The organism is Paenibacillus sp. PAMC21692, assembly GCF_014303795.1.
GTDB lineage: Bacteria > Bacillota > Bacilli > Paenibacillales > Paenibacillaceae > Pristimantibacillus > Pristimantibacillus agaridevorans.
The window spans coordinates 2,560,379-2,572,847 of the sequence record NZ_CP060293.1 but is presented as its reverse complement, the minus strand read 5'-3'; the positions used below and the strand labels follow the sequence as shown (position 1 = coordinate 2,572,847).

Sequence of the window (12,469 nt, the reverse complement as noted above, 5' to 3'; positions counted from 1 at the left end):
GTTCGGCCCGATTGCAACATTTTTGCGGACAGCTAGACTAGTCTTACTTCAACGCCCTTTTCCCTGATCGCTTCGATATCGTCTTTGTTCGCGTTTGGATTGGAGATGAGACAATCGATTTTTTCGATGTCTTCTATTCGCGCGAAGTTGGCGCGGCCGATTTTCGTATAGTCGGCTACGAGAATTCTTTTGTCCACGAGCGCGATCATTCTCCGATTCAGTTCCGCTTCAAGGTGATGATAGGTCGTTACCCCGAATTCGGAACTTACGCCATCCGATGAAAGAATAAGCTTATCCGCTTTATATCTGTTCAACTGGTTAATGGCGTCATCGCCGGCAATAAATCCGTACTGCAAATTGATGGTGCCACCAAGCAATACAACTACATCTATGTTGCGATTGAAGCCGGCTTCATGCGCTACAGGCAGCGAGTTGGTAATCACAATCAGATTTTTATGATTTTTTAATTCCCTCATGACATAGAGAGGAGTAGTTCCCGAACCAATAATTACTGTATCTCCGTCCGAAATCATGGAAGCCGCTTCGACCGCGATCCTTCTTTTTTCTTCTCCGTTCGTTTCCGTTCGGTCATGAAACGTCATATTGTAATAGTTTTTATAATTGCTGATCGCACCGCCATGAACGCGCTGCAGCAGCCCCTGCTCTTCAAGTCCGTCCAGATCGCCGCGGATCGTCACTTCCGAGGTGCCGAACAGCTTGCTTAAATCCGTCACCTTTACCTTGCCTTCACGTTGAAGCAATTCCAAAATTCGCTTTCTTCTTTCTTCGATGTCGATATCCTTCATAACGGGTTCGTTCATGAATACCCCTCCATGTTAATCAACTTGCGATACAACGATCAGCCAAGTTCCTTCGCCTCAATCGTTTGCAGCGCGTCGTCCATGATCTTCACCACGAAATCTATCATTTCTTTGGTGGCAATGATCGGCGGTTTCGTAAGCGCGGCCGGAGGACAGCTGGCTTTGTACGTTTGGGCGCTGATGTCGATGCACGCATGATTAAGCATACCCGTAAATCGCGAGACCGTCTGCGCTTCATAGAATAATAAAGTTGAAAGATGCCCCAATCCTTCCGTTCTTTCTATAAGAGACGGATAACGGGACGCTAATTCCCGAAGCTTATCTTCGTAGTATTCGCCCATTTCGCGAATAAAGGATTCATTTTCTTCCGTGAACTTCATCGTAATCAAATAAGCCAATGCCGCAAGCTCTTCCTGACCGTTCGTAACTAATGCGCCGAACTGGTTCAGGGTGTCCATCTCGGCTGTCGTAATGATCCGGGAAGCCGGATACTGACCGCCCGGGAAACCTTTCCCGATCACGACAAAGTCGGGATTCAATCCATACTCGCGGAACAAATAGATAGTAGGATACCACATGCAGGATTGAATTTCGTCGCACATGATCGGAATGTCGTTGTCGTGGCACAATGCATACGCCTTGTGCAAGTAATCCCGCTCAAGCTTGATCCCCCCGTAATTCATCAATATAATTTCGTGCAAAAATCCGGCAACCTTATAAGGTGGCTTATTGTAGCGCTCGAATTTCTCCCGAAAATCATCCCAATCGTTGATTCTTACCGGACAAACCTTCAAAACTCCCGCTTCTTCCAGCTTCTCGTACAGGCCGGGCCACATATCGCGCATCAATTGGGCAAAAATCGTCGTTCCATGATAGTTCGCTTTCGCGCCGCCGTCATGGTCCGCCATAACGAAAAACACCGGCGTCCGTCCCTCGTACTTCGGCTGAGGAAATGTCGAGTCTAGGCGATAAAACCTCGCGAGCATCATTTTGATGCCGGCTTCGCAGGCCAACGACCCGGTTTCCAAGTTGATGACGCGATTTAACACATGCGACTCGCGAGATGCCAGTATAGCCTCCAGTCCATCCGTCTCTTCCGGTCTTAAGCCGTTGATCGTCCTGACGAGCTCTCTCTCGAGCAAACGCGTTATGTATCCCCGTGTATTGTTATGGGACGCATTTGTTATGCCGAGAGCCCTTGCGAGATCGATCAGCTTGTAGCCAGGGAAATTATGACCGAGCGGCGTATGGTAGTGCTCGCTCTTGGCCGCTAAGTACAATCTGCCGTCCTCGCCCAGTCGAACGTAACCTAATCCTCCGATCGGGCTGGCTTTCGTATTGCTTGCGTTTCTGAAAGCATCCGTCGGAGCCCCGGAGAGCGCTTTCTTTAGCCCTGAAACAAACGGCTTTCCTATGTTTCCCAACAAACCATCCATTTTGCTAACGTATGAATCAGGCAAAAACTCGATTTCCTCCGACGCGAGTCGTTCGGCCTCTTCCTTGTCAAGGTCCATCAGAGAGATTGCAGCAGAGACCACGGCATTCATATATTGATTTCCTAGCAATTGGGATAGAGACATTTTTACAGAATTCAATAGCCCCACCTCGCTTTCAAGCTGCTTATGTTTCTTTATTGTTTCGTTTTTATTTTATTTAAGTTTCGTTTTATTGTCAAGTTTATTTCTTTATCTGATATTTCGTAACCTTTCTGCTTATACCCGCAAAAGGATGCTGACCGCCCGCTATTGAATTCCACAAAAAAGGGGCTGTCCGAGAAGTGAACTTTTAAGGTAGCCCCGTTGTCTTTATGGCCCGATTATATGGGTAGGGGCCCGCACCCGGCCAAACGTGTATGAAAAATCATAAACAATACACCAAACTAGCCTGCACCTGGCCAAACGTGTATGAAAAATCACACACAATATACCAAATAGGCCTGCACCTGGCCAAACGTGTATGAAAAATCATACACAATACACCAAATTAGCCTGCACCTGGCCAAACGTGTATGAAAAATCATACACAATACACCAAATTAGCCTGCACCTGGCCAAACGTGTATGAAAAATCATACACAATACACCAAATAGGCCTGCACCTGGCCAAATGGTTATCCAAAAGTTGGACGGAAGATATTGTGTTTTTCCGCCCAATTTATTATTTTGGAGACTTATTGGACAGCCCCTTTTCTTATCCTCTCTATGTCGACAGCCTTTAATCAAACGAAATTAAAATAGACCGCTCACCCAACACAGGCAGCGGTCTAACACAATTTTTTATGATTAGAACTCTATTGAATTTGCCATAATTAATTCAAAAAACTCCTCAAGAGTATTTGCTACTTTTTCAACTTCTTCGAATTCGGGCTCATATCCACGTACAATAGCACCTTTTTCAATTGTTAAATCAATCGCATAGAAGGAATATCCACCATTAACTGACATAATGATTGGCAAGTAATTGTCCCACCACGCCGTTATTTCTGATTTCAAACGATCATCATCCATTGCCGCTTCTAAACTAAGCAATTCGTATTCATTCCATTTAAATTCAGTATCCGCGCTATTATTGAATTCGTCCTCACAAATAAACCAAGTCATTTCATCCGGTGTTATACATCTTTTAACCACGGTTAAAAAATCTAAATATTCATTTGGGATTTCATGATATCTGGATATAATGCTGCTATCTAAATTTAATTGATGCCCAGATTTTTTGGTTATATCCCAATTGTTGTCATTGGCCCAAATCATAAATTCGCCAATTTTTTTATTCATATGTATCGCCCTCCAGTCGTTTTCTAACCGCTCCTGTTTAACGATTCTAGACCTCACCGAATTCGCCATTCAATCCATTTCAGACACATACCTGCGGAGATCGTTCAACTGTTCCGCGGACAATCGGCCTGACTTGTTCCGTTCAGCGATTGCGGCGGTCCGCATCGCTTCATCCCTTTTCCCGTTCAAACGATGTAGCACTGCAGCAACCTCGGGCACCGTGTACTTGTAAGTCTCCCCAAGCCCCAAGGAGAAGTTTTTGCGCAGGCCCGGCAGACGCGCGAGACGGCCGGCATCCAATGATTGGGCAGAGTTAATGGATTCGGCAAATCTCGAGAATTTATGGATATCCGCATCCAGCTGACCCAACACTCGATCCTCGTCGCCTTTCCAGTCGAATCTGTACTCGGTAACAAAATCATCTCGTTCGGTAAATCTGCCCAAAGGCCCGCCAATCGTAGCGATCGCACGATCACGAGCAAACAATTGCTCGCAGAGTTCCGCTACGGAAGCCAACCTCAGAGATACGTCGACCAGCAAGACCACAACCGAAGCTGGCAGCTTTGTGATCGCAACCTGCACTGCCATGCCCGCTTCTACCTCGTCCGATTGCTTGCGAGTAAAGGACAACCCGTTCTCACGAACAAATCCGTATTGATCAGCAACTTTCGAAAACAACCCGACAACGTGAGCCACGTATTCTTTCTTATTTGGAAACGCCACCCGTAACCTCCATATCCCTAGTTGATCGGCTGATTTAGCAATTACCATATTTATACTTGTTTGATTCAGTTTAATCCAGTCTCCATATCGAGGCAACACCCACTGGAACGAGAAATTTAGCAGTTCAAGAACCTGATAGAGAGGGATCATGATTAACCCTAACTCTTATCAGGGGGAAATGGTCACAATAACTCCCCCCATATTGTCACCTGAAATCTGATAGTTTTTATCGATTGGCACATCAATTGTTGTCTCTGCGGAAACCGGGTAATAGTGGATTTCATAGGTTTCACCATCTAGAGGAACAGCGAGCTGTTTTTGCTCTCTCAGGTAAGCCAAATATTCTTCCAGCGAAAAGTTGTGCATCTTGATAATGACACTATGCGGCAGCCCTACGAAACGATAATGCCAAGGTTCGTATATGGTGCCCGTAATTTCTGTCTTGTCCCTGGGATAGCGCAAAATAAATCCGTACCTCCAAGAGTTTTTCTCCAACCATTTCCCCTCGGGTGCAAGCTCCATTTTCGTTTCGGTAGAACCGATATCGAGAGCCAGGCCGAAATTATGTTCGCTGTGGCCAGCGGGCATGGCAACCTCCGAACCCATTTCACTATGGAGCTGCTCCTGTTCTTCCATGCTTCGATATCCGCTGTTGATGATAAAATGGTTTACGTTATCTTTTTGTGCCGCTTGAACCATCTCCATAAATACCCGTCCCACACTCTCCGACACCCGAATAGTGTCATCCAGCAAACGGTATCCCTGTACCAGATCTACATGCTGAGAGAGCTGGACGATATCGGATTCAATCGTTTCTTGCTGAACGGGGTGCTCTTTGTTCACAAGTACCAGATTGCCCTTATAGACCTGATCTTTTGCGATTGTTATGGTTCGTATGGTTCGGTACTCCTCATCCTGAGTTTTTTCTTGTGCCTGATCGTATTGGTAATTTGATTTCTTCAACGTACCTTGTGTGATCTGTTGAATCGCGATATAACCACACACAAAAAGGATGACAATTATTAATAAACTCTTCTTTTTCATAGATAGCTTCCTCCTTGTCGTTCACAAACTCAGGTTAGAGAAAACTATTTAAATAAAAGCAGGGAAATAAATAAAACTTTTCTAAACGTTTATTTTCGAACAAAAAAACGCTGCCTCCATAAGGAGCTTCATGCTCCCTTAGGTTGACAGCGTTTTTAACGGTTCATTTTTAATGAGCTCACGCCCTGCAAACAGATGTGTATCCTCGGATTGTTGGAGATCGGCCCAGTCACTCACACAATTGAATTTGTGCATCAAACGAAAAAAAATGATACGATGTATGATGGATAACGGACTTTGCTATAGCTAAAGTCGTTTTTATATAGGTTGCATAAGGAGAAGATACAGTGAGTAACGCACAAAATTTTTGGCTTGATTTGCCGAAGCCATTTTTTATACTGGCACCTATGGAAGATGTCACGGATGTAGTATTTCGTCACGTCGTTAGCGAAGCTGCAAAACCCGATGTGTTTTTTACGGAATTTACAAATACGGAAAGTTATTGTCACCCTGAAGGAAGAGACAGTACTCGAGGCCGGTTAACGTTTACAGAGGATGAGCAACCGATTGTCGCTCATATATGGGGCAATAAACCCGTGTATTTTAGACAGATGAGCATGGATATGAAAAAACTCGGTTTCCGTGGCATCGATTTAAACATGGGATGCCCGGTGCAAAACGTCGCATCCAATGGAAAAGGCGCCGGATTAATCCAACATCCTGAAGTTGCGGCAGAAATTATTGAGGCAACAAAAGCAGGCGGATTACCGGTAAGCGTTAAAACAAGATTGGGTTACCATGAAATTGACGAGTGGCGCGATTGGTTAAGCCATATATTAAAACAAGATATTGCGAACCTTTCCGTTCACCTTCGGACAAAAAAAGAGATGAGTAAAGTAGATGCCCACTGGGAACTTATCCCCGAAATCAAAAAATTACGCGATGAGGTTGCTCCACATACATTGCTGACCATTAATGGAGATATTCCTGACCGCGCAACAGGATTAAAATTAGTCGAACAATACGGCGTTGATGGCGTCATGATTGGCCGCGGCATTTTCACCAACCCATTTGCATTTGAAAAAGAACCTAAAGAACATAGCGCAAAGGAGTTTCTCCATTTACTTCTTTTACAGCTGGATCTTCACGATAAATATTCAAAAGAAATCGAACGACGTCCATTTAAACCGCTTCTTCGCTTTTTCAAAATCTATGTTCGCGGATTTAGAGGCGCAAGCGAACTAAGAAACCAATTAATGGATACCACGTCAACAGATGAAGTTCGCCGTTTAGTAAAACATGTTTTAGATAAAGAGTTGGATTGAGGCATATTTGCCTTCAGGGATTCTAAAATCCAAAACTTCCAGTCACTCACCGCCGAAGCAGTTTGCAGTCTAAATTTGTTCCAACTTTTTGCGATTCTGGTTGTTACTACAAGTTTAAAAAATGCGAGAAACCCCCTGCGCATCGCTTAAGAACATCCGGTCCATCGGCGTTTTTAACGCCTACAACGGCTCGTTCGCCTACTTTTTGCAGCCATAAGCGTTATTAACGCCTATGGACGTTAATTAGAGTTACTTTACGCTCCATCGGCGTTTTTAACGCCTACAGAGGCTCGTTCGCCTACTTTTTGGAGCCATAGGCGTTTCTAACACCTATGGACGTTAATCAGAGTAACTTTACGGTCCATCGGCGTTTTTAACGCCTACAGCTGCTCGTTCGCTTACTTTTTGGAGCCAAGTAGGTTTTATCGCCAATAAGAATTTCACATCCAAAGCAAGCTCGGAAACATATAAATTCTGGCGTGGTAAAATAGGCTTCTCACAAAGTCGATCTGAACTCGTGAGAAGCCTATTTTTTATTCATGAGGTCAAAGCGTTTTATAACTTGAGCTTCATCGTTTTGGCAACCGAAAGAAGCAACCGGCGGAGACTTATAAGCGCAGTTCTCCTATGCCTCCTCTTCGTGAACTTCGTACCGGATTTCGAGTACTGGACTATATCCGGTCCCAAAAGGGACAAAAGCGTATCGTTCCACCCATGTGATGTCCGGATGTACGTATCCGGTCACTCCGTCCTCCCATCCTTTTTTTCCTTGGAACGTGCTGGGCCCGACGAAATATGGATCTCCCGAGTAATGATGATGAGGCCCCAGCAAATTGCGCAGCGTTCCGGTCAAATGAATCGTAATCGTATTGACTCCGGGATTCAGCAGGCTCGTAAGCTCCCATTCGTAAGGTCCCCATGCCAGCCTTCCCGCGCTCGTTCCGTTAACGTCAACGCTTATTACGCAAGCGGTCGGCTCTTGTAGACGCAGCCACGCGCTTTGCCCCCGGCCGTCCCATTCGATCTCTTTTTCCAACGACAGCGTTCCTTGAAAAAAGTGAAAGCCCTGACTCGTCAGCTCGTCGATCCGGTAATGAGTTCGTTGGGGTCGGATCTCGTACGCTTCCACCTGCGCCTCCACTAGGTTTTGCAGAGGGCTCCAAGTCGAGGATGGCCGGGCCGCCGTCTCGAAAACGCCGAGCAAGTACAAGCTCTCCAGCTCCGTTTTGTGCACGAATCGATTCCGCTCCGTCTCGAACGCGCCGGAATCGTCCAAATAGCGATGCTCCATCCGGCCTTCGAACACTCTATGAACGACGAGGGTGTTCATCCCGCTCCTGACGTACGGACCGATCTCCGCTTTCTCGATCGAAGCGTCCAACCATGCCCCCTCTGTCTGTAAGGGGAGCGTGAGGTCGTTTAAGGAGATACGGCAGAAACGCAGGTCTTCCCCCGCCAGAATCAACCCCTGACGGCAAGCAAGGTCAGGATGGACGCAAAAAGAAAAAGCCAGTTCGATGTCCAGCCGCTCCCGTCGGGAGACCAGAAGCTGCTGGACGTGCAACACGTCGAGCGGCTTGCTCCACGCTTCTTCTCCCGCCAGCCGGTAGCGGCATCGATCCAAGGTCAATGCGTTAAGGACCTGATGCTTTAAGCTCCAGGCTCCCCCGAGCTCGAACGAGCTTCGTAGCCCTTTGCGTTCCAAGCGCTCTTCGGCGACTGGCGCAGCCTCCGGAAGTCTCTTCGCAGCAAACAGGATAGATTCGCCAGGACCGAGCGTGAACGTATGTCTCGTCTTCCCGTCCGCTATCGCGACGGATTGCACGTTCCTCTTGCCCGAAAGGGCATCGACCGCCCACACCTCGCAAGCCCCGTCCCACGTAAGCGCCAGCTTCCGAAGGCCGGGATCCCGGCGGGCGTGAAAGAGAAACAGCGTCCCCTCGTCATCAGTTCTGCGGTGATGAGCAATGATGTCTTTGGCCGGTCGCCCCGCTTCATCGGCAAGCCGATACAGGGAGGGCATTTCCCGCAGCACGAACTCAAACGCCTTATACGTCGGCATGATCCGCTTTACATGCACCTCGCACCATTCCCGCAGCGCCTCCGAGGGCTCCCCCTCGACGTGGCTCGGATATTCCCCCGCGCTGACGACCGTCCCTCCCTGCTCCACGAACTGCCTTAGCAGTTCAAACGTGCTCTTCTCCAACGAATACAGGGCTGGCAGAAAAACGAGACTGTACCGGCATCCGCCCACCTTTAACCGGCCCTGCTCGACCTCGCCGTATCGGCTCAGCAGCGTCTCGTCCCCATAGTCGAACTCCCGCTGCATGTCCAATAGAAGCTGCGAAATTCCCCCAAACCTCCGGTCAAGCTCTCTCACGGCATGAGGCCGTTGCGGCTCGTAGAGACACCACGCGCTGGTAATCGGATGTATGATCAAAATGTCCGCTGCGGATGTTCCAGCGGTCAATCTGTTCTGGCGGTTCTCCACATAACGATTGAATAAGTCGAAATGCGGCCACCAGGGCTGATGCGGCGACAGCGAAGGCGGATAATCCCGTTTGCGCGCGCCCCGCAGCGAGTAAGACGCCAGGTGCTGACACTGTACGTTGATACCGAGCGCCAGCTGCCAATCGGCGATCCACTTCAAGTCTTCGAAACGCGCTCCCCAGCCGCTGCAGCCGAACGTCTCCGCCAGCACCTGCTTCCGACCGAGCTGGCGCGCCGCGCTCGCCGCCTGCTTGATCAGAACGGGGCGGGTCAGCCGCAGACCAAGGTGGTCGATGCCCGGCATCTGCATCCATTCGTAATGAGGCATCGCCGCGCCGATCTGCGACATCTGGAAGAGAAGGGTATCCTCGGCAGCCATGTGCCCCGTGAAGCATAAGCCGTTTTTCTCGCACCATAGGCCGATCTGAGCCGTGTATGAGGAGACGAATTGCTTCGTAACCGTCTGCCAATAGTCATGTCTGATCTTCGCCGTATCCGGTTGCTCGAACCAAAGCGCGGGAAGCGCCGACAGCAGGTCGTAGCCGCGCCCGGCTTCGAACGCCGCGGTCAGCGACTTCGACCAAGGCCATTGGCCAACCGCATACTGGGGCTCGTCGGTAAAGACGCCCCGGATCGTCCTCCCGAATTCTTGGCCAAAGCGCTCCTTGTACTTTTCATGCGTATGACGGATAAAGACGGCGACGGCTTCGGGGTAGAGAAGATCGGTATAGTAGGGGTTAACGTCATAATAGACATGGAGCACCTGGGAAGCCGCATTCAATGCCTCCTCCGGCGCAACCTGCCGCCACTTTCCCTCCTCCCCATCCCGGATGTAGCAGACTAGACTGCGGTCCGTCAGCCGAAGCCTCGCCGGCTCGACGATTTCGCGGCATAGCCATTTTTGCTGAAATCGTTCCCCTTCGCCGGGCACCTTGCCGCCGCAAAACCCGCTGGGCCACGCATCCTCGTCGTAAAGCCAGATTTCCATGTCCAGCAGCTTCGCTTCCTCTACCGCCCAGGCTACGGCTTCCATCCATTCGTCTCCAAGGTACGGCGTTTGCAGTCCGCCTCTGGCGTGAAGGAAGACACCGTGAAGGCCCGCTCGCTTGAATTCGCCAAGTTGCCGGCCGATCTCCTCCCGCTCCAGTCGGTCGTTCCACGACCAGAACGTCAAATTTCCCTTTGTCCAAATCCGGTTATTAGCGAGCATGAGTCATCGCCGCCTCCAGCCATTCCGCGCAGCTTTCCCGATCCCAGCCGTCGATTAATTTTTCCTTCTCCAAAGCCTCCCGCCAATGGGACGCGGCCTCCTCCCACCGCCGCTCGATGGCGCAAAGTTGGCCCGACGATTGCGAGTGGATGGAACGAAGCTTGGTCGAGACAAAATCGTAGTAGCGCATCAATTCGGCCGCGTCGGCGCTAAACTCGATGGAGGACGAAGCGACGGCAGCAGGGTCATCGGAGAACAGGGCGGCTGTCCCAAGTTCGTCGGACAACAGGCCGGCAGGCTCATGATACGACGGGCCGGCTGCTTCAAGCGGCGTTTCCAGAATGGCCAGCGCACGCCGGCATTCGGCGACCCGGGCCCGCGGAACGGCTCCGTCGTCCATAGCGGGCTGCCAGCCGAAAACCTCCTCCCCGTCCGTCCTCAGCCATGTATCGGTAAATCTGAGCTTGAAAAACTCCGTATTGTAAGCCGTGAGTCCGGCCAGGGCGTCCGACAGCCGCTCCAGACGCTCCCGGCTAATCTCGGCATATGGACCATACAAATGACGGCAAAGGCTTTCGATCGTCGTCTTTGTCTCTTCTCCCTCCCAGGCCATCCGGGCAAATACATAGAGATTCGGCCACATCGCGGCACGCTCCGAATCCATCTCCCGCCCGGCGTCGGCCGCGGTCACCGCCTGTCCGGAGATTTCCTCCCGGATGATGCGGACCGACTTGCCGTAAGGCACGATCAGGCTCATGACGCCGCTCGCCCCAATGCGGCGAAAGTAAGCCATGTCCTCTCCGATCGTCCGGAACAGCGGCGGGAACAGGGAGGTAAGCATCCAATAATCGGAATAATATTCGAACGCGGTCAGTCCGGTTCCGAACGTCCCGCACGCCTCCGCCCATCGGTCGACAGCCACTTTGAACCTTACGTCGCGAGGCAGAATAGGCTCCTCGAACGAGTCCCGGTAGTTCCGCCCCCAGCAGGCGATCAAAGTATCCAATTCGCTTGATGCCGGAACGTCCTCCAGCATGCTCCACTCCAACTGCGCATTATAGGCGATGTGCTCTACGTTCACCTTGATGCCTTTCGCGTCGAACGCTTTGCGAAGCCGATCGAGAAACCCGATATAGGCGGTCATGAACCCGGCTCCGCGGCAAGCGGAGCAGCCGCATACATGCTTATTGTCGTTGGGCCATAACGATAACGTCCGCAGCGCGTTGCCTTTTTCCAGCTCCCTTTCCACAAAAGAGACGACGTTTCCGATCATGACCTCGACGCCTGCCTCGCACGAGTAACACGGCTGATCGATCATTCGCGCGCCATTCTCCCCCGCCAGAGCAAACCATTCCGGATGGTCCGGATAAAGTTCCGCCGCCGGGAAAAACCTGCCCAGACTATGGCCGCCCAACGTGAGCTTCAACTGCCGTCTGGCAAGCTCGGGTCTTAATTGCTCCTCAAACCGCTCCCACAGCTCGATCGTAAAAAACAGATCGTTTAAGCCGTTTTTGGCGGACCAATCGATTAGAGCCTTGGCGTATTCGGACGTCTCCGAGCTTTCCAGCACGATCCCCCTTCTCGAAAACGCCGGCTTGTAGCGTCGGCTGCCGACGACCGGTGAGGGCTCGCCCACAGGAACGGAGCGATGCGCAGGAGTTGGCCAGGAGATTCCCGCATGCTCTTCCAAAAAGCGATACGCGCCATACAATACCGCCCTCGGGCTGCAGCCAACAATGACCGCGCCGTTCTCGGCGAATATCCGAAACCCGTCCGCTTCCTCCCGATTACCATCCGCCGTGTCGAGCACGCGCAGCACGATCGCACCGCCTCCGTCTTCCCCCTCTTCCATCGAACAAGAATACCCGGCAAGAGCCAGATGCGTTCTCAGCTCGGACGCCGCGAAAAGCAGCACTTCATGAGCCGACTTGGGCACCGATATTCGCAAGCCGGAGTCGAGATGATCCGATAGACGAAAGCTTTCTTCTTTTCCCACTGCAACAATCCCCCTCTCTGATATTCGCGATAAAGGGAAGGCACGGCCCGCCATCGGCACCTTGCCTTCCCGCACAACTATTT

The 12,469-nt window shown here is 50.6% G+C and carries 8 protein-coding genes; 1 reads left to right on the top strand and 7 read right to left on the bottom strand.

The features are described from left to right. Window positions 1-32: 32 nt before the first annotated feature. The 5 genes from H7F31_RS10195 to H7F31_RS10175 form a co-directional block, all read right to left on the bottom strand. Window positions 33-821: a DeoR/GlpR family DNA-binding transcription regulator gene (locus tag H7F31_RS10195; RefSeq protein WP_087569650.1), complete on the bottom strand. Its 789-nt coding sequence runs from the start codon at window positions 819-821 to the stop codon at window positions 33-35. 38 nt (window positions 822-859) lie between these two features. Further along, window positions 860-2,368 carry an aminotransferase class III-fold pyridoxal phosphate-dependent enzyme gene (locus H7F31_RS10190; protein WP_261800370.1) on the bottom strand — a complete coding sequence of 503 codons (1,509 nt, stop codon included), beginning with the start codon at window positions 2,366-2,368 and terminating at the stop codon, window positions 860-862. 735 nt (window positions 2,369-3,103) lie between these two features. Continuing rightward, entirely contained in the window at window positions 3,104-3,598 is a 495-nt protein-coding gene (locus H7F31_RS10185; protein WP_187104060.1) for an SMI1/KNR4 family protein, read from the bottom strand. A 69-nt stretch (window positions 3,599-3,667) separates the two neighbouring features. Further along, window positions 3,668-4,321 (bottom strand): hypothetical protein, encoded by a 654-nt coding sequence (locus H7F31_RS10180; RefSeq protein ID WP_187104059.1) that lies wholly within the window; start codon window positions 4,319-4,321, stop codon window positions 3,668-3,670. Window positions 4,322-4,489: 168 nt separating this feature from the next. After that, on the bottom strand, window positions 4,490-5,365 hold the full coding sequence (locus H7F31_RS10175) for a M15 family metallopeptidase (RefSeq protein WP_187104058.1): 876 nt from the start codon (window positions 5,363-5,365) through the stop codon (window positions 4,490-4,492). A 407-nt stretch (window positions 5,366-5,772) separates the two neighbouring features. On the opposite strand from H7F31_RS10175, the gene H7F31_RS10170 reads away from it, so the two are divergent. Next, complete coding sequence (locus H7F31_RS10170; protein ID WP_187105288.1) at window positions 5,773-6,690, top strand: tRNA dihydrouridine synthase; 918 nt, start codon at window positions 5,773-5,775, stop codon at window positions 6,688-6,690. A 625-nt stretch (window positions 6,691-7,315) separates the two neighbouring features. Here H7F31_RS10170 and H7F31_RS10165 read toward each other — a convergent pair. Next, entirely contained in the window at window positions 7,316-10,390 is a 3,075-nt protein-coding gene (locus tag H7F31_RS10165; protein WP_187104057.1) for a glycosyl hydrolase, read from the bottom strand. Further along, on the bottom strand, window positions 10,380-12,386 hold the full coding sequence (locus tag H7F31_RS10160; RefSeq protein ID WP_187104056.1) for a DUF4838 domain-containing protein: 2,007 nt from the start codon (window positions 12,384-12,386) through the stop codon (window positions 10,380-10,382). The genes H7F31_RS10165 and H7F31_RS10160 overlap by 11 nt, the downstream gene beginning before the upstream one ends. Window positions 12,387-12,469: the final 83 nt, after the last annotated feature.